A 19,155-nucleotide genomic window follows, 5' to 3' on the forward strand; every position below is an offset into this window, starting at 1 on the left:
AAATAACCGCCATGACTGACCTTTTACAAGAACAAATCGAAGATTACGTGGCAGGCGTGATGTCCGAAACCGATAAAGTCAGCTTTGAAGAAAAAATAAAATCCGATGCACAGCTTCTTCAACAAGTAAACGAAACTCAGCGTTTACGAGAAATTTTGTTGCGTAGCCGTGTACGTAGGCAAGTAGATGCTGCTCGTGCCGAAATCAATCAACCTCGAAAAGGTAAAGGATTGATATTTATGCTTGGTGGTTTTGCGGCAGCCGCCAGTGTTCTATTGTTCATGCTGTCGTCGCCGATGATGCTTACTTCACAAGAGTTTAATTATCGAGGAGAAACCACCATCAACCAAGCAAGCGAAGCACGGGCTAATGATTTTGAAAAAGCCAAAGCAATTATCAATAAAGGCGAAAACCCACAAGATGCCATAATGATTTTAGAGAAACTGGCCTACAACCCCGAAATTAGCTCAAACTACCAACGAAACTCAAAATGGATGCTGGTAATTGCTTATTTGCAAGCCGACAAAGCCGATAAAGCCGAAGAAACTTTCAATAAAATCAATTGTGAAGGCATCGAATGCCCATATTCAACATGGGAAAAAACTAAGATTAAATGGCAGATATTCTGGGGAAAGAATTGAAAAATACCTACTTTTGCCAAAAAGAAATCTGTAATTTATGAATATTAGAATAGGGCAAGGCTACGACGTACACCAACTCGGCGAAGGCTATGATTTATGGTTGGGTGGCGTAAAGATTCCGCACACAGTTGGTTCGGTTGGTCATTCAGATGCTGATGTGCTACTGCACGCCATGTGTGATGCACTTCTCGGAGCCGCCGCCATGGGCGATATTGGTAAGCACTTCAAAAACACCGACCCACGTTGGAAAGGCATCGACAGCAAGATTTTATTGAAAATTGTAGTAGAAATGCTCGAAAAAGAAGGCTATAAAATCGGGAATATTGATTCGACGGTTTGCTTGCAAGAACCCAAAATCGGCAAATATATTCCAGAAATGATAAAAGCGATTTCGGAAGTAACTGGCTTACCCGAAAACTGCATCTCAATAAAAGCTACAACCACCGAAGAAATGGGTTTTGTTGGCCGAAAGGAAGGTTTAGATGCTCATGCTATTGCATTGATTTATAAATAATTACAAACGTCTGTACCGCAGTTCTGACGTTTTATTTTGTTTCTAAGGAAGTCTTCGCTCTGAGCGAAGACTTCCTTTTTTTGTCGTTACATCGCCAATTTCAAGTAGATTGTCGAAAACACCTAATTGACTATATGAGTTTAGCGGTTTTTCATTAAATTGCATAAAACATTTTCATAATCTCGCTCAAACGTCAGACTTGTGGTGCCGACGTTTGTAAAAACCTACCATTATTTAATGAAAAAACTTGCTTTTACAGTTGGTGCAATGCTGACCATCAGTTCTCTACAAGCCCAACAAATCAAAATTGGTGATAATGCTGGTACAGTAACTTTCGAAGAATACGAACCAAAATCGACTCTTGTAGTACCCGGAAAAGTTATTAATCGTGCCAAATTTCCGTTTATTGATGTGCATAATCATCAATGGGAAATGAACTCGAAAGAAAATCTTACGAAGCTCATCACCGAAATGGACAAGATGAATATGGGCTTGATGGTAAACCTTAGCGGACGTGGATTCAATCAGGACGAAGCTAAAAGTACGGCTGGTTTAGTTGATATGATTAGTGCCGTAAAAGCTAACTATCCAACTCGTTTTGCCGTTTTTACGAATATCGATTTCTCGAAAATCAACGAACCAGATTGGACAGCCAAAGCCGTGAAAACGCTCGAAGAAGATGTAAAACTTCGTGGAGCAAAAGGCCTAAAGATTTATAAAAGTCTTGGGTTTAGTGTGAAAGATAACGGAAAAATCGTACCAGTTGATGATGCTCGCATCGACCCGATTTGGGCAAAAGCTGGCGAATTGGGTATTCCAGTTTTGATTCACACCGCCGACCCTGCTTCTTTCTGGGACCCACTCAATGCTCAAAACGAACGCTGGCTCGAACTCAAAACCCACCCTGGACGTAAGCGTGATGCTGCCGCTGGAAAAGACTATTCGTGGGAGCAACTCATTGAACAGCAGCATAGTGTATTCAGAAAACACCCAAAAACTACGTTTATTAATGCTCACATGGGCTGGTATCCGAATAATTTGGCTAAACTCGATAGTCTAATGGATGCGTTCCCGAATATGTATGCCGAAATCGGGGCGGTAATTGCCGAGTTAGGTCGCCAACCACGTATGGCTAAGAAATTCTTTGAAAAACGACAAGACCGCATTCTTTTTGGAAAAGATTCGTGGGTTCCTGACGAATACCAAACTTATTTCAGAGTTTTGGAAAGTGAAGATGAGTATTTTCCATACCACAAAAAATACCACGCTTACTGGCGTATGTATGGCTTAGGTCTTTCGGATGAGGTTTTGAAAAAAGTTTACTACAAAAATGCCCTAAAAATTATTCCAGGTTTGGATAAAAGTAAATTTCCTCAGTGATAGATAATGTTGTTCGAGTAATAGTGATTCATCTTAATCTATTGCTCGCACAACTTGATGTGCTTATGTAATAAAGCAAGTCTTTTATCAAAAACACAAAAATGAAGAAGACATTTTTAGCTTTAATATTATTGACGTTTGCATTGGCGTGTACAAAGCCCGATGCAGGTCTACAATCTGTGTCTTCTATAAGCTTAAAAATTTCAGAGTCCGCAGGTGTTTATTGGATAGGAGAGTCTGAACCAATTTCTCTTAATGCTGAGCTTATAGATAATAAAGGAAACATAATTTCAAATTATGCAGGTGAAATAACATATTTTGCCAATGATAAAGAGCTATCTTCAAATATTTATCGCTTTGAAGACGAAGGTAGTTTTACATTCAAGGCAAAATTAGGTAATAGGCTAAGTTCCGAATCAAACATTTTTACAGTTAAGAATCCTAAAAAAGAATTAAATAAAATCGTTATCGAAAGTGGTTTTGTCAATAAATATGCTGTAACGCAAACTATCCTTAACTCAGTTCCAGAGTTGAGGGTTAAAGGCTTTGATAATAAAGGAAATGAAATACCGATAAAAAAGGGTCTAAAAGCAAAAAATAATAATGAGGCAATTGATTTAAACAACTTAATTTTTAGTAAGAAAGGAACTCAAGATATTTCTGTAAATGCGTATGGTAAAGAGACAAATATCAAGTTTGAAGTTCGGTCTCCTCGTACTTTTGATTTAATAAAAATCCCTATCATTTTTCATTTTTGCCCACCATACTCAAAAACTGATGAAATTGCTTATAAAAAAGCCTTAGAAACCTTACAAAATGATTACATTAATTATGTAAATCAAATATTTAGAAATCAATATGAGACAGATATACGACAACATGACCCTAACGCACAAGATACATTTATAGAGTTTTTTCTTGCCGAAACTGACCCAGATGGAAATAAACTTGAACAAAAAGGCGTAAATATCTTGCCCTTTTCAAGACCTCAACAAACATCAATAATATATGACTGGTCAAGTCAAGAAGCAGCTGAATATTTTCAAAAAAGAGATAATTTAATAAGAAGGTGGAATCCTAATTTATACTTAAATGTCATTTTAGAGCCGTTTAATAATAATTATGGCTATGCTGGAATTGCCTTTGATGCTGCATTTGATAAAAGTAGAGAAAAGCTAATTCCAACCGAGTTTTTTGATTTACCATTAGCTAATTATAATGGTTTCTTTGGTTATCATAGCATTTATATCAAAGAAACCGATATGCCTTTTATTGCTTTAAATGGATATTTACATATAAGTCCTTTGAGTACTGAAAATACGCTTATACATGAGATTGGACATATCTTAGGTTTGCCACACATATTTGGTAATTCGACCGAATGCAGAGATGCTATCCACTCAGATGGTTTACTTGACACTCCCACAGTTTCAAATGGCAAAGTTGTCACTAACTGCGACGGAATTGCATTTACACAAAGAAATGTGATGGGGTATTTCCCTACTGACAAAAAGTTTTACTTCACTTACGACCAAGTCACTGTAATGAGAGCAAGAATTATAGCAGGATTAAATCTTCCTACGCCTAACAATAAGGCCAAAGCAGGACGTAAAATTGGTTTGGATGCCAATGCTTCATATTTCAAACAGAGAAATATGATAAAATGTAATGGTTTTGCCAATTAAAGATGTGAAGTATTTTATCTTTAGCAAAAGGTTTTAATGTGCATATTTTCAATTTATTAAACATAGAGTTCAAAATTTACCTAAACCAAATCATGAAAAAAACTTACATCTTCATCACTACAATGTTGATTGTGAGTAACTTAGCTTTTTCGCAAAAGAAAAAAGCCGTAGCTGCTCCAGTTCCCGACAAGCTCGAATTGCTCAAACAAGAGGTTATCAAAAAAATTGACGACCGTCAAAAGTTTACGCAAGAAGTAAACGACCAAATTTTTAGTTTTGGCGAACTTGGTTTTCAAGAATACGAAACCTCAAAGTATTTAACCAATCTTCTCGAAAAAAATGGCTTCACAGTTGAGCGTGGCGTGGCAGGAATGCCCACCGCTTGGATTGCTAAGTGGGGTTCGGGCAAGCCTGTAATTGCTATCGGTAGCGATATCGACTGTATTCCAAAAGCATCGCAAAAACCGGGTGTGGCTTACAAAGACCCAATCGTTGAAGGAGCCCCAGGACATGGAGAAGGTCATAATTCGGGTCAGGCTCTCAATATTACCGCAGTATTAGCCTTGAAAGAAGTCATGGAGCGTGATAAAATTCCGGGAACATTAATGTTATGGCCGGGTGTAGCCGAAGAGCAAGTAGGAGCGAAGGCGATTTTCGTGCGTGAAGGTTACTTCAAAGATGTTGACGCTTGTATTTTTACGCACGTGGGTGATAATTTGGGCGTATCGTGGGGAGATGCAGGAAACAATGGTTTAGTGTCGGTTAAATTTCATTTTGAAGGTGAAGCTGCTCACGCAGCAGGAGCTCCGTGGCGTGGACGCAGTGCTTTAGATGCCGTAGAGTTGATGGATATTGGTTGGAATTTTAAGCGTGAACACTTAGAAACTACGCAGCGTTCGCACTACGTAATTTCGGATGGTGGCGACCAACCTAACGTTGTGCCATCGAAGGCTACGGTTTGGTATTATTTCCGTGACCGTACCTATCCACGCATCAGAAAACTATTTGAAAGTGGTTTGAAAATTGCCGAAGGTGCTGCCATGATGACCGATACGAAGTTTACTTATGAGATTTTGGGTAGTGCATGGCCGGGGCATTTTAATAAGCCAATCGCCGATGCGATGTATCAGAATATCAAGCGTGTAGGTTTGCCACAATGGTCAGAAGAAGACCAAATGTTGGCCAAAGCTGCTCAAAAAGAGCTAAAAGCTCCAAAAGTTGAGGGCTTAGCCATGAAACTCGATACCATGAGTGAGCCAGTTTACTCGCCAAATATTGTTCGTCAAGGTGGCTCCGATGATATTGCCGATATTTCGTGGTCTTTGCCAACGGTGGTTTTGCGTTACCCATCAAATATGCCAGGAATGCCAGGGCATCACTGGGCAAATGCCATCACGATGGCCACTCCGATTGCCCATAAAGGTTGTACAGCAGGAGCAAAAGCCGAGGCACTAACGATTTTGGATATGCTTTTCAAGCCAGAAATTATCAAGAATGCTTGGGAATATTATAATAAAGAGCAAACGAAAGAAATCAAATACACGCCACTTATCTCGAAAGATGATAAACCAGCGATTCAGTTGAATAAGGAAATCATGGAGAAATTTCGCCCAGAGATGAGCAAATATTACTATGATTCGACAAAATATAAAACCTATTTGGAGCAACTCGGAATTAAATATCCGACTGTGAGAGCAGAAAAGTAGGGGTTGGTAGTTTTCAATTTGCAGTCTTCAATTTATCGGTAAATAGTCGTTTGACTAAAACTGTAAATTGTGGACTGCAAATTGAAAACTTTTCTATCAATCTTCTGGAAAAGGAATAAAAATAAATCCTGCAAATTCGGCTTCGATTACGAACAAGCAACAGTATTCATCGGCATTTTTGTAGTTTTCTTTGAAAAGCTCAATAGATTCTTCGCCAATGAGTTTACGCTGTACGAATTCATCCAAAAACGATGCTTTATAATCGAATTGTGTATCGAAATCAAGTCTTGTAAAAAGCATTTGTCCAACCTCAACCAATGTGCGATTGACCACAAAAATCGGATAATCCGAAAAACCACGTTTACGGATTTGATAAGATGCTTCTTTCAGATGGTCAGATACTTTTATAAAATCACCTGCAACCTGACTCATAATTTTTTGGTCGAGTTCGGGCGAGTTTACATCATCTAAAATTGTATTTTCGTTTGAGTGTGAAGTCATTTTATTTTATATTTGTAAATGTCTGATAATTAATGAATTATAGTTGACTCGAATAGCTAATTATAATTCTTTTGCAAAGTTAAATACTTCCTAAATTAAAGTCAAAATTCCATTTCTTTCTAACCATAAATTTACCCGATTAATTCATTTTTAGTGAAAGTAAAGAATTAAACAAGGCCTTTTTTCGTTATAAAATCTCAAACGTTAGTGGTTTTCGGCCAATCTACGAATCCTCACACACAGGATTTTACTTCAAGTTTTTATCATTTTTCTGTCTCGAAAACCTAAAATTATTTTTCACTTTAACCCTACACACATGACTACAACAATTATAATAACCATTTGTACATTACTACTTTTAGCTTACGTTTTTGATATTACTTCGGCCAAAACCAAAATACCTTCGGTTATTTTACTACTCGTTTTGGGGTGGATTGTGCGGCAAGGTGTCGATTTTTTTGAGTTACGAGTACCAAATCTGACAGCCATTTTGCCAATTTTGGGCACTGTTGGTTTGATTCTGATTGTCTTGGAAGGCTCATTGGAATTAGAACTAAACAAATCCAAATTTCCGATGATTGGTAAATCTTCAATAGTGGCTTTCTTTCCGATATTGCTTTTTAGCCTTGCTTTGGCTTGGGCGTTTCAGTATTTTGGCAATGTTTCGTTCAAGATAGCTTTAGCAAATGCCATTCCGTTGGCTATTATTAGTAGTGCTATTGCTATTCCGAGTGCCAAAAACCTGTCGCCCGAAAACCGAGAATTCATCACTTATGAAAGTAGCCTATCCGATATTTTTGGAGTAATTTTCTTTAATTTTATTACACTCAATGATAGCATAGGCTCAGATTCGGTTTGGCATTTTTTGCTCGAACTTGTGCTAATCATTATTGTTTCGTTTGTGGCTACGCTCGGGCTTGCCTTTTTGCTGAGCCGAATCAAGCACCACGTAAAATATGTACCGATAATTCTGCTTATTGTTTTGATTTATAGCATTTCAAAAATCTACCATTTGCCTGCGTTGATTTTTATTTTGCTTTTTGGATTGTTTTTGGGAAATCTTGATGAACTAAAAGGCTTCAAACTAATCAATAAACTTCACCCCGAAATTCTTGATAAAGAGGTACACAAGTTTGGTGAACTAACTACCGAAATCGCTTTTCTGATTCGTGCTTTGTTCTTTTTATTATTCGGTTTTTTGATTGAAACCACCGAAATCTTGAACCTCGACACAATCCTTTGGGCGGTACTCATAACACTTGGAATCTACTCGCTAAGAATAGCTTTTTTAAAGTTTGTGAAAATAGAATTCTTGCCGATTCTGTTTATTGCACCTCGCGGGCTAATTACAATTTTGTTATTTTTATCAATTCCACTCGGACAAACCATTACTTTGGCCAATAAATCATTAATAATTCAAGTCATAATTCTAACCGCACTCGTGATGATGTTTGGTTTGATGCAAACAAAAGAAAATGAAAAACACACTGAAGAAACTAAAACCGACGAAGTTATTTAAGGATTTTTTTGAAAGCGAGAAATCGGGCGGGCTTACCTTAATTGTCTGTACGGCCGTTTCGCTGATTATTGCTAACTCGACTTGGGCAAGTAGCTACGAGCATTTTTGGCATACAGATTTCGCAGGGCATGGTATTGCTCACTGGATAAACGATGGACTAATGACAATCTTTTTTTTGTTGATTGGGTTGGAATTAGAGCGTGAAATTTACCAAGGCGAACTCTCAAATATCAAAGATGCTCTTTTACCCATTTTTGCTGCTATCGGTGGAATGTTACTACCAGCTGGAATATTTTATCTGCTTACTTACGGAACAGAAGGGCAAGCAGGAATTGGCATTCCGATGGCTACCGATATTGCTTTTGCACTCGGCATCCTGTCGTTGCTCGGAAGTAGAGTGCCAACTTCACTCAAAGTTTTCCTGACAGCATTGGCAGTTATTGATGATTTAGGAGCGATTTTCGTGATTGCGATTTTTTACACAAAAACCATTTTGTGGATGAATCTTTTTATCGCTTTAAGCATTTTTGTTGTGTTGTTAATCTTCAATCGACTAAAAATACGAAACTTGATTCCGTATTTAATTGGCGGTGTTGCGATGTGGTATTTTATGCTCAATTCGGGTGTTCATGCAACAATCACGGGCGTACTATTGGCTTTTGCCGTTCCGTTTGGCAATGGCGATGAAAAATCGACTTCGTATATTTTGCAACATTTTCTTCATCGACCAGTGGCATTTATTATACTGCCGCTTTTTGCGTTGGCCAATACAGCCATTGCCATTGATGGGAATATCGTAGAAACACTGACTCAAAATTACAGTTTGGGTATTGCCTTTGGCTTAATCGTGGGAAAACCTTTGGGTATATTTTTGATAAGTTTTGTAGTAGTTTCGTTGGGAATTTGTAAACTTCCTTTCGATTTAGATTGGAAATCTATCATCGGAGCAGGGCTTTTGGGTGGAATTGGCTTTACAATGTCTATATTTATTACACTATTGGCTTTTGAAGATGCGATTGTCATCAACAACGCTAAATTTATGATACTGACGGCCTCGTTGCTTGCGGGAATGTTAGGATATTTCTACTTGAAATTTACGCTGAAAAATGAAGTTGTGGAGGTTGAATAAATGAAAACGTAGAAAGTGTAGGACCAACGCTGACAGGGTTCAAAACCCTGCCAGCGTTCATTTTCGTACAAAGCAGAGTTGAACCAAGATTTAATTGCGGTGTGATGCACCTTTTAGGAATATGTAAATTTTTGTACTAAAAATATTATGGTGCTATGCACCTATTTTTATAAAATGTCTGAATAGTACTACAAAACATTCGTAAATCGAATTATTCGTAAATCGTCATTCCACTTACATTCTCGCTGCAATCAGTAAACTCAAATCTTTATATCGAAGATTAAAACGTTGGGCAATCGAAAGGTTTGTGAGGCTACCTTTGAAGCAGTAAACACCTTTTGTAAACCATTGCTTGGCAAAAATCATATCTTCTATTCCGCCAACATGACCAGTTTTTAGAAGGAATGGTGTAAATACATTGCTCAAAGCAATACTTGCAGTATGTGCTACCCTTGATGCAATATTTGGTACACAATAATGCGTAATACCGTATTTCTGAAAGGTCGGATGCTTGTGTGTTGTCATTTCCGAAGTTTCAAAACAGCCACCTTGGTCAATTGACACATCAATGATTATCGAATTATTTTTCATTTTCGATACCATTTCTTCGGTAACTACCATCGGAGCCACACCATCTTCGGCACGCATTGCTCCGATAACTACATCAGCACGAGCGAGTGCGTCTCCGAGTGTATCAGAATCTATAATTGAAGTATAAATATGTTGCCCGACTGCATACTTTAGGCGTTGAAGTCGATAAATGTGTTGGTCAAAAACCTTGATTTCTGCTCCTAAACCGAGTGCTGTTCGGGCTGCGTATTCGCCTACTGTACCCGCTCCGATAATCACGATTTTGGTGGGTGGCACGCCTGTAATTCCACCCAAAATCATTCCACGACCATCATGAACGCTGCTCAGGTATTCGGCCGCTATAAGCATCACGGTGCTTCCTGCAATTTCGCTCATGGTTCTGATAATCGGGAAGTTACCCACTTTATCTTGAATTAACTCAAAACCAATACCTGTCACTCGTTTTTCGTTGAGTTGCTCAAAATATGAGCGAGAAAGATTCGGTACGTTCAACGTCGAAATAACCGTCTGTCCAGTTTTCAGATAAGCCATTTCTGCTTCAACCAACGGTTCGATTTTTACAATCAAATCAGCCTCAAAAACTTCTTCAGGACTATAAACAATCTTTGCACCCGCTTCGCTGTAATCATTATCTGAGAATTTCGCACCTTCGCCAGCACCTTTTTCTATGATTACCTCATGACCATTTCTGACCAACAAAGTAACCGATTCGGGCGTAAGTGCAATGCGATTTTCCTGCAACGAAACTTCACGTGGAAGACCAATAAAAAGGCTTTTCTTTCCTCTTTTTATCATCTCTGGCGACTCTTGTGGATAGAGTGTCGATTGTCGTGCTAATTCTGAAAGTGATTGTCCTGTCATTGTTTAGTTACTTGGGGACTTGTTTACTGGAAAACTTGTTATTAAGAAATTGACTGGTGAGTTTGGTTATTCTTAACGGGTATTTTAGCTAAACTCGATATTTCTACCTAAGTCATCGGCTAAGCTAATATTTATTTTAAAACAATTTTCGGGTAAAAGCGATTCTACTTTTTCGGCCCATTCGAGCAAGCAAATATTGCCCGAGTCGAAGTATTCTTCTACGCCAAAATCAAGAGCTTCGGTTTCGTTTTTTAGGCGATAAAAATCAAAATGATAAATCGTTTCTCCTGCTGAAGTTATATACTCATTTACAATCGAAAATGTTGGACTTTGAATATGCCCAAAAACTCCCAGAGCGTTGCAGATTGCCTTGATGAGTGTAGTTTTTCCTGCCCCCATTTCGGCCTCAAAAATCCAAATTTTACGCTCTTTGGCAGCCTCAATCACTTGTTGGGCAATTGTAGGCAAATCCGCAATTTTATAAATCATTTTACCCTCATTATTAGAAATTTCCTGCAAAAATCGCATAAATACTTAAAATAATTTCAATCTTATTTCGGAAATTTAGTTTTTAAGAAAAAATCAAATTTTCTTAGGCAATATATGCAGAAATCTGTTGATTTTTCAAGAACTTTGTTAGACGAAATAAAAAACGCACCTATAATAGAATACCTGTTAGTTTAGTAGCGATTAGTATTTAGCTTCATTGAGCAAGCCCATATCGCTTAAGAGCTAAAGATTAATTGCTGTGACCTATATTTTTAGCCAAACCCAATAGATTTTATAAGTAGAATGTTCCAAGACAGAAAGCAAATCATTCTTAGTTTCTTCTTTTTAGTTTGTGGTATCTACATACTTAGGTTGTTATACCTACAAGTAATCGACGATACCTACCACACAATCGGCTCCACTGGAGCTTTAAAGAAAGAGGTTCAGATTCCTCTTAGAGGGCAAATCTATGACCGAAATGGAAAACTTTTGGTGGCAAATGTAGATGTTTATGACATGTACGTAACGCCCTATAAAGTAAAGCAGATGGATACTACTACTTTCTGCCGTTTATTCAATATTACACGTAGCTATTTTGATAGTACAATGGCCATTGCGAAGAGTTATTCACGCAATCGTGCTACGTTGTTTCTGCGTCAATTATCGAAAGAGGATTATGCTCGTGTGGCCGATGCAATGGTGAGTTTTCCTGGGTTTACATTTGAATTATCGTTCTTCCGTACGTATCCTGCTCGTACGATGGCTAACGCTTTAGGATATATCGGTGAGATTAGTAAAAAAGCCTACGAAGCCCAAGAGGTAGAATATTATAGAAGTGGTGATTACATTGGCATCACTGGCCTCGAAAAACAATACGAAATGGAGCTTCGGGGTAGGCGGGGTGTGAAGTTTACGATGATGAACGTTCACGGAGAAAATAAGGGTTCGTATTCAAATGGAGAGTATGATACATTGGCTGTTATTGGCAAAAATCTTTTTACCACAGTTGATGTAGAGGTTCAGCAGTTGGCAGATAGCCTTTTTCAAGGAAAAACTGGTTGTGCAGTAGCGATTGAACCAAAAACTGGCGAAATTTTGGCTATGGGTTCGTATCCTTATTATGACCCAAATATGCTTTCAGGTAAGCAATTTAGTAAGTATTTTAAAGAATTATATAAAAATCCAGATAAGCCACTCAATGACCGAGTAGCTACTGGTTTCTTCCGTCCGGGTTCAACATTCAAATTGGTGCAGGCGTTGGTTGCCTTACAATTGGGGGCAATTACACCTTCTACTGCTTTCCCGTTGGGTGGGGCTCCCGTAAAATGTCATAATCACCCAGGTTCACCCAATGACCTTCATAACGCTGTACGTTTCTCGTGTAACCCGTATTTTTATAATGTTTTTCGTAAAACAATGAGTTTGGGCGGAGAAACCAACCCGTTTAAAGAAGCACCAGTAATGCTCTCTAAATGGCATGATATGGTCGAAAAATTTGGTTATGGACAAAAACTTGGTATTGATTTACCTTCAGAGTCGTCAGGTTTATTGCCAAGCGTAAAATATTATGATAAGCGTTATGGCTCGTTCCAATGGAAATTCTCAAACATCTATTCATTAAGTATCGGTGAAGGTGAGGTTTCTGTAAATATGTTGAAAATGGCCAATTTGGCAGCAACGATTGCTAATAGAGGTTATTGGGTAACACCACATTTAGTACGTGGAGTTGGTCAGAACGGAAAAGGTGTTAATCCTGACCTCCGTACTGTACATCGTACAGGCATTGACCCACAACATTTTGAGGCTATCATCGGTGGTATGCAAGATGCGGTTGAGCGTGGAACCGTAGGTGGTGGTGCTGGTATCGTTGAAGGTATTGCTATTTGTGGTAAAACGGGTACTTCTCAAAACAAAAAAGGTAAAGATAACTCAGTATTTATTGCTTTTGCTCCTCGTTATAATCCTAAGATTGCCATTGCCGTAATGGTTCAGAATGCAGGTTTTGGTGGTTCGGTAGCTGCTCCTATTGCTACTTTGATGATAGAAAAGTATCTGAAACGCAAAATTGAGCGTACGGCTATCAAGGAAAGGATGTTGAATTTGAGCATCAAAACTGTTGAAGCAATGGCTGCTGGTGCGGCGGCAAAACCGATTCCGACACTTACGCCAGAGTCAACAAGCAAACCTACGCCTGCTGCTCCTGTTGCTCCAACAAAGCCTCAGAAAGAATCAGAGAAACCAGTAAAAACGACATTCATAAAACCAAAAGACGAAAACCTTAATAAAACTAAATAGTATGGCACGTGATATTGATATTAGAGAAGGCATTGACTGGACAACCGTTTGGCTATATGCTGCATTGGTGTTTTTTGGTTGGTTGAATATTTATGCGGCGGTTTACAACCCTGAAAACCCAATCACGATTTTTTCTACTTCTCATAATGCTGGGAAGCAGTTGCTCTTTATTTCATCAACATTCGTATTGATTCTGATAATCCTCTTTGTTGATTATAAAGTCTATGATTCATTTGCCTACATATTTTATGGTTTTGTAATCTTATTATTGATTGCAACCATATTTCTGGCAACCGAAATCAAAGGTTCGAGGTCTTGGATAAAATTAGGAAGCACATTTTCCTTGCAACCCGCCGAGTTTTCCAAAATCTTTACGGCTTTGGCATTGGCGAGGTTTCTGAGTACACAAGGGGTAAATATCTCGAAAGTTAGAGATGCAATCGTAGCAGGCTTATTGGTTTTTGTGCCGCCAATCATCATTATTTTGCAGAAAGAAACAGGTTCGGCCTTGACTTTCGCTGCATTTATTGCGGTTTTCTACCGTGAAGGCCTTCCTGGTATCTATCCTGCTCTTGGTATAGCCTTAGCAATTCTCTTTGTATTAGTATTATTCTTCAATAAGTTTTATGTGGTGGCTGGTTTGGCGGTAGCTTGTGGTTTGTTTTGGTATATGTTTTTGAAACGCTACGAACGTACTCGTCAGAACCTCATTCGTCTGGGTGGCGTATTTGTCATTGCTTCAGCATTTGTATTCGGTGTGAAGTTTTTCACAACGAATGTATTGCAACCACACCAGCAAAAACGTATTCAAGTATTAGTAAATCCCGATTCTGACCCACTTGGAGCAGGTTGGAACGTTACACAATCGAGGGTGGCGATTAGTTCGGGAGGTATTATCGGAAAAGGGTATTTACAAGGTACCCAAACTAAATTCGACTTCGTACCTGAACAATCAACTGACTTCATCTTTTGTACGGTAGGCGAGGAGTGGGGTTTTGTGGGAAGTGTGGTTGTGATTTTGATATTTGCGGCATTATTGAATAGAATTATCAATTTAGCCGAAAAGCAACGAAGCAAGTTTTCTCGTATTTACGGTTATTGCGTAGCTTCCATTCTGTTTTTTCACTTGTTTGTGAATATTGGTATGACTATTGGTTTAATGCCCGTAATCGGTATTCCTTTGCCATTCTTGAGCTATGGTGGTTCGTCACTTTGGTCATTTACAATCTTGTTGTTTATATTTTTGAAGTTAGATGCTCACCGTAGTTATAAAGTGTAAAAGGACTGATAAAAATTATTTTGAAAAATTCAGAATTATCATTTAATTGCTTTATCTATTAAAACCTAAAACCAACAATTATCTATGGCAAATCCAGCATTTTCAGAAAAAACATTCACAAATATTGATTATACCTACGACCGCAACGAGGTCATGACGGTAGAATCAACCCTTACTAAAGTCGGAATTTTGTTATTTATCCTAATGACATCTTCGGCTGTTTCTTGGATAGGTCTTATGCAAGGTTGGAGTATCGCTCCAATGCTTATTCCTGCTGGTTGTATCGGTGGACTCCTTTGTGCAGTAGTTTTAGCATTTAAGAAAGAATGGGCTCCACAATTAGCACCCACTTATGCGTTGCTCGAAGGTTTGGCAATTGGTGCAATCTCGGCCATTTTTCAAGAATTTGCATTGATTGCAGCTGGGCTTACATTCGGAGTAGTATTTGTGATGTGGATGCTTTATAAAACAAAAGTATTGCAAGCAACTCAAGGCTTTATGTTTGGCGTAGCAGCCGCAACTGGAGCGGTTTTCTTATTATATATGCTTACTTGGATTTTGGGAATGTTTGGTATAAACGTGCCATATATCCACGAAGGAGGTATTATCGGGATAATTTTCTCATTAGTAGTAATCACAATTGCTGCTATGAATTTAATCATAGATTTTCATTTGATTGAGCAAGGTGCCGAAATGCAAGCCCCTAAATACATGGAGTGGTATGCCGCTTTTGGTTTGATGGTTACAATCATTTGGTTGTATCTCGAAATCTTAAAATTATTAGCAAAATTAGCATCACGTCGATAGAAATAATTAAGCATAAAAAACGCCGCTTTGAGCTTCAAAGCGGCGTTTTTTATGCCCAAATTGTCATTTAAGGTTGTTTTTCGCTCTCAATTACGTTTCCCTGTATGGAGAGTTTCGCTTTTACAACAACTTTTGAATCGTTTCTGACGAATTCGATTTTTCCATCATAACCCACGACTTCAAAAATATCAGCCTCTTTGGTCGGAGCAAGTACAGCCGAACCTTGACCTACTGCTTCACCAAAAAGTTTACCATTCTGAATACTTACAATTAATTCTTCAAAAGGTCCTTCTTTTACCTTATATTTACCTACATAAGCCTTTGCCGCAACTGTATCAATTGCTGCCGTTGTGGTGGGAGTAGTTTGTGCCGAAACATCAAAACTAAAGGCAAAAATGCCCAAGATTAGTAATAAAGAAAGTTTTTTCATTGATAGATAATAAAAGTTTAATAATGATTCTAATGCCTAAACGTGAATGCTTAGTAATTAGTTTGCTTTGGTAAATATAATTATTTTTATATTTATTTTGAAAAATTAATGATAACATAATGCCGTTATTTTGGATAAATAAAAGTTGAGCATAAGTGTTTCAAAATATGATTATTGTCATGTATCGAAGGAAATGAAACCTATTTTTTTGCACAAAAATTAAACAAGCTTATGTTAATCACAACTGCCCAAGAAGCCCTCGAAACTGTAAAATCAGGTGATAAAATTTTTATTCACAGCGTTTCGGCTGTGCCACACCATTTGGTAAATGCTTTAGTTAACCGAGCTGATACGCTGAAAGGAATCGAAATATATCATCTCCACACCGAAGGTGAAGCTCCTTACACCAATCCCGAATACGCCGAAGTTTTTCATACCAATGCTTTTTTTATTGCAAAAAACACCCGAAAAGCCATCGCAGAAGGTCGAGGAAGTTATATCCCAGTCTTTTTATCAGAGATTCCTAAACTTTTTACTCAAAATATCATCAAGTTAAATATTGCTTTAATCTCGGTTTCTACTCCCGATAAAAGTGGTTTTTGTTCGCTCGGTACATCGGTTGATGCCACTTTAGCAGCCATCGACTCGGCTGATGTGGTTATTGCTCAAATAAATAAATTCGTTCCTCGTACACTCGGTGATGCCCAAATTCATACCAGTCGAATCAATTATTTTGTGCCTTTTGATGAGCCTCTTCACGAAGTTTCGTGGGGAGAGCCAACCGCTGAGCATAAGAAAATTGGTAGCCACGTGGCCTCATTAGTAGAAGATGGAGCGACACTCCAGATGGGAATCGGCAGTATTCCGAATGCGGTTTTGGCTGCCCTCGAAAATCACAAAGATTTAGGAATTCATACCGAAATGTTTTCGGATGGTATTATTCCGCTGGTCGAAAAAGGAATTATTACAGGAAAATACAAAAAGCGTAATCGAGGGAAAATTGTTTCTACCTTTTTGTGTGGGTCGAAGAAACTCTACGATTTTGTTGACGATAATCCACTCGTGACAATGATGCGGGTAGATTACGTAAATGATACCTCAATTATTAGACAAAATCCGAAGGTTACGGCCATTAATAGTGCCATTGAAATTGATATTACTGGCCAAGTTTGTGCTGATAGCATTGGTTATAATATGTATTCGGGCGTGGGCGGACAAATGGACTTTATCAGAGGGGCAGCATTATCGGAAGGTGGAAAACCAATTATTGCTTTGAATGCTACCACTGCTTATGGCTTGTCGAAAATTGTCTCGCATCTGAAAGAAGGAGCGGGCGTAGTAACTACTCGGGCCAACGTACATTATGTAGTTACAGAATTTGGAATTGCTTATTTATTTGGCAAGAACTTGGTAGAAAGGGCCAAAGAACTCATCAAAATTGCTCACCCCGACCATCAAGAAGCTTTGGCTAAGTCGGCCTATGAGCGTTTCAAACACCATAGTTCGGTTAAATTTTAATTACTCTGTTATTATACGTAAAAATAATATAACTACTTAATGCTTAAATATTAGATAAAATAACTATAAAAATTTGTTTTAATAAATAATATATCTATTTTTGTCGAAAAATAAGGATAAAACTTTCTTTTATAAAATGGCAAAAGTAACCGAACATTTGAAGAGCAATAACGGAAAACCAATTTTTTCGATTGAAATCATTCCGCCAACCAAAGGCACTAATATCAATGACCTCTTGAATGCCATTGAGCCAATGATGGAATTGAAACCTCCTTTTATTGATGTTACTTTTCACCGTGAAGAATATTTTACGAAGCAAATGCCCGATGGTTCAATCAAGGAGGTGCGTACGCGTAAACGCCCCGGAACAGTCGGAATTTGTTCGTCAATCATGCACCGTTTTAAAATCGACCCAGTGCCGCACGTACTTTGTGGTGGTTTTACAAAAGACGATACTGAAGATTTATTGATTGACCTTAACTATTTAGGAATTGACAATGTGCTTGCCCTCCGTGGTGATTTTGCGAAGCCATATGATACCTTCAAAGCCAAAAAAGATGGGCATCAGTTTGCCAATGAGTTAGTTTCGCAGATAAAAGACATGAATAGTGGCAAATATTTGCACGAAGATTCGGAGTATTTGAATGCCAGCGATTTTTGTATCGGTGTGGCTGCTTACCCCGAAAAACACTTCGAAGCCACTGATTTAGACCAAGATATGGAAAATCTGAAGCGTAAAGTAGCCGCTGGAGCAGATTATGTAGTGACTCAGATGTTTTTCGATAACCAAAAGTATTTCGATTTTGTGAATCGTTGTCGTGCCGAAGGCATCACTATTCCAATTATACCGGGTTTGAAAGTGTTGGCTACTAAAAAGCAATTAGATATTTTGCCAAGATTATTTTATCTGGATATGCCAGAGGCATTCAGAAAAGAAGTAATGGCTTGCGAAAACGATAAACAAGCCAAACAATTGGGTATCGAGTGGTCAGTGCAGCAATGCCGTGAATTAATTGATTTCGGTGTACCTGCTTTGCACTTTTATACCATGAGCAAATCAGATACGACAATGGCCGTTGCGAGACAAGTATTTTGAGAATTCCGTAGAGACGTTGCACTGCAACGTCTAAAATTTGGAATAAGATATTTTTATGATATGAGCCGTTGCATGCAACGGCTCTACGTTTTTAAGGCAAAATCAAAGCATAACCTTTACTCTGAAAAGTACTGAAAGTTATCAAGGCCGATTGTGCTACTTTTATGTTTTCATTGCGTTTTTCATCTACTAATTTTCTTGCTCTAAGCGACTGCCCACACACGAAGAAACGCACACCATTTTTGCCTAATTCATTTATTAATGCCGTATTCGGATTCGCCATTCCAAACTTCTTTTTGTAGGCTTCATCCTCTAAAATGACTGGTGTTCCTAAAAAATGAAATACACCCACTACATCAATATTTTCTTTCGGAACTCCCGCTTCAATATGAGCATTTACCAAACGTGCCAATTTATCGAGCGAAGCATTGACCGAATCAGGCTTATCAGAGGCCTTCGATAAATCAACTATTAGTTTATACTTCATCTTTTTATCGGCTATGGGTGTCGCTTCTGGTACTTCAAACATTCCACCACCACCTTTAATGAGTGGATATATCTTTTTTTGAGCAAATGTCAAGTTTCCTACAACACAAAATAGAGAGAGAATTATCAGTTTTTTCATAGTTTGATGAAGGTTTTGGTTTGAAAAAAAAAGGCAACTATCTTTAAGCATTGCTAAAGATAACTGCCTTTAAAATATTCACAATGAAA

17 protein-coding genes are annotated in these 19,155 nt (G+C 38.2%); 12 read left to right on the forward strand and 5 right to left on the reverse strand.

What is annotated here, in order from left to right; translation table 11 throughout:
* Nucleotides 1-11: 11 nt before the first annotated feature.
* The 5 genes from IEX65_RS17255 (at nucleotide 12) to IEX65_RS17275 (ending at nucleotide 5,926) form a co-directional block, all read left to right on the forward strand.
* Nucleotides 12-641, forward strand: coding sequence for a hypothetical protein (locus IEX65_RS17255; protein WP_188767678.1), 630 nt, complete (start codon nucleotides 12-14; stop codon nucleotides 639-641).
* Between the two features lie 37 nt (nucleotides 642-678).
* The gene (gene ispF, locus IEX65_RS17260) at nucleotides 679-1,155 is read left to right on the forward strand and encodes a 2-C-methyl-D-erythritol 2,4-cyclodiphosphate synthase (RefSeq protein ID WP_188767680.1); all 477 of its coding nucleotides are present in this window, start codon (nucleotides 679-681) and stop codon (nucleotides 1,153-1,155) included.
* 237 nt (nucleotides 1,156-1,392) lie between these two features.
* Nucleotides 1,393-2,535, forward strand: a complete 1,143-nt coding sequence (locus IEX65_RS17265; protein ID WP_188767682.1) for an amidohydrolase family protein — start codon at nucleotides 1,393-1,395, stop codon at nucleotides 2,533-2,535.
* 101 nt (nucleotides 2,536-2,636) lie between these two features.
* The gene (locus IEX65_RS17270; RefSeq protein ID WP_188767684.1) at nucleotides 2,637-4,220 is read left to right on the forward strand and encodes a M43 family zinc metalloprotease; all 1,584 of its coding nucleotides are present in this window, start codon (nucleotides 2,637-2,639) and stop codon (nucleotides 4,218-4,220) included.
* A gap of 92 nt (nucleotides 4,221-4,312) precedes the next feature.
* A complete protein-coding gene (locus tag IEX65_RS17275) occupies nucleotides 4,313-5,926 on the forward strand; it encodes an amidohydrolase (RefSeq protein WP_188767686.1) in 1,614 nt (537 codons plus the stop codon).
* Nucleotides 5,927-6,022: 96 nt separating this feature from the next.
* On the opposite strand, the gene IEX65_RS17280 is transcribed toward IEX65_RS17275, so the two are convergent.
* Entirely contained in the window at nucleotides 6,023-6,427 is a 405-nt protein-coding gene (locus IEX65_RS17280; protein ID WP_188767688.1) for a hypothetical protein, read from the reverse strand.
* A 316-nt stretch (nucleotides 6,428-6,743) separates the two neighbouring features.
* On the opposite strand from IEX65_RS17280, the gene IEX65_RS17285 reads away from it, so the two are divergent.
* Complete coding sequence (locus IEX65_RS17285; RefSeq protein WP_188767691.1) at nucleotides 6,744-7,946, forward strand: cation:proton antiporter; 1,203 nt, start codon at nucleotides 6,744-6,746, stop codon at nucleotides 7,944-7,946.
* Nucleotides 7,903-9,075, forward strand: a complete 1,173-nt coding sequence (nhaA, locus tag IEX65_RS17290) for a Na+/H+ antiporter NhaA (protein ID WP_188767693.1) — start codon at nucleotides 7,903-7,905, stop codon at nucleotides 9,073-9,075. Before IEX65_RS17285 ends, nhaA begins: the two co-directional genes overlap by 44 nt.
* Before the next feature lie 234 nt (nucleotides 9,076-9,309).
* Here nhaA and IEX65_RS17295 read toward each other — a convergent pair whose 3' ends face one another.
* A complete protein-coding gene (locus IEX65_RS17295; protein ID WP_188767695.1) occupies nucleotides 9,310-10,527 on the reverse strand; it encodes an alanine dehydrogenase in 1,218 nt (405 codons plus the stop codon).
* 84 nt (nucleotides 10,528-10,611) lie between these two features.
* Complete coding sequence (tsaE, locus tag IEX65_RS17300; RefSeq protein ID WP_188767697.1) at nucleotides 10,612-11,016, reverse strand: tRNA (adenosine(37)-N6)-threonylcarbamoyltransferase complex ATPase subunit type 1 TsaE; 405 nt, start codon at nucleotides 11,014-11,016, stop codon at nucleotides 10,612-10,614.
* Between the two features lie 303 nt (nucleotides 11,017-11,319).
* Here tsaE and IEX65_RS17305 point away from each other — a divergent pair, with 303 nt between their 5' ends.
* The 3 genes from IEX65_RS17305 to IEX65_RS17315 all read left to right on the forward strand — a co-directional run bounded on the left by IEX65_RS17305 (nucleotide 11,320) and on the right by IEX65_RS17315 (nucleotide 15,397).
* Entirely contained in the window at nucleotides 11,320-13,311 is a 1,992-nt protein-coding gene (locus tag IEX65_RS17305) for a penicillin-binding transpeptidase domain-containing protein (RefSeq protein ID WP_188767699.1), read from the forward strand.
* 1 nt (nucleotide 13,312) lies between these two features.
* Nucleotides 13,313-14,590 carry a rod shape-determining protein RodA gene (gene rodA / locus IEX65_RS17310; protein ID WP_188767701.1) on the forward strand — a complete coding sequence of 426 codons (1,278 nt, stop codon included), beginning with the start codon at nucleotides 13,313-13,315 and terminating at the stop codon, nucleotides 14,588-14,590.
* Between the two features lie 84 nt (nucleotides 14,591-14,674).
* Complete coding sequence (locus IEX65_RS17315) at nucleotides 14,675-15,397, forward strand: Bax inhibitor-1/YccA family protein (protein WP_188767702.1); 723 nt, start codon at nucleotides 14,675-14,677, stop codon at nucleotides 15,395-15,397.
* 67 nt (nucleotides 15,398-15,464) lie between these two features.
* Here the strand turns inward: IEX65_RS17315 and IEX65_RS17320 are convergent, their stop codons facing one another.
* Nucleotides 15,465-15,827 (reverse strand): hypothetical protein, encoded by a 363-nt coding sequence (locus IEX65_RS17320; RefSeq protein ID WP_188767703.1) that lies wholly within the window; start codon nucleotides 15,825-15,827, stop codon nucleotides 15,465-15,467.
* Between the two features lie 231 nt (nucleotides 15,828-16,058).
* Here IEX65_RS17320 and IEX65_RS17325 point away from each other — a divergent pair, with 231 nt between their 5' ends.
* Both IEX65_RS17325 and metF read left to right on the forward strand, forming a co-directional pair.
* The gene (locus tag IEX65_RS17325) at nucleotides 16,059-17,345 is read left to right on the forward strand and encodes an acetyl-CoA hydrolase/transferase family protein (protein WP_188767705.1); all 1,287 of its coding nucleotides are present in this window, start codon (nucleotides 16,059-16,061) and stop codon (nucleotides 17,343-17,345) included.
* A 136-nt stretch (nucleotides 17,346-17,481) separates the two neighbouring features.
* Nucleotides 17,482-18,441: a methylenetetrahydrofolate reductase [NAD(P)H] gene (gene metF, locus IEX65_RS17330; RefSeq protein WP_188767706.1), complete on the forward strand. Its 960-nt coding sequence runs from the start codon at nucleotides 17,482-17,484 to the stop codon at nucleotides 18,439-18,441.
* Nucleotides 18,442-18,532: 91 nt separating this feature from the next.
* Here the strand turns inward: metF and IEX65_RS17335 are convergent, their stop codons facing one another.
* On the reverse strand, nucleotides 18,533-19,066 hold the full coding sequence (locus IEX65_RS17335; protein WP_188767707.1) for a DsrE family protein: 534 nt from the start codon (nucleotides 19,064-19,066) through the stop codon (nucleotides 18,533-18,535).
* Between the last annotated feature and the right edge of the window lie 89 nt (nucleotides 19,067-19,155).

It is taken from the genome of Emticicia aquatilis, assembly GCF_014644295.1.
In the GTDB taxonomy this organism is placed as follows: Bacteria; Bacteroidota; Bacteroidia; order Cytophagales; family Spirosomataceae; genus Emticicia; species Emticicia aquatilis.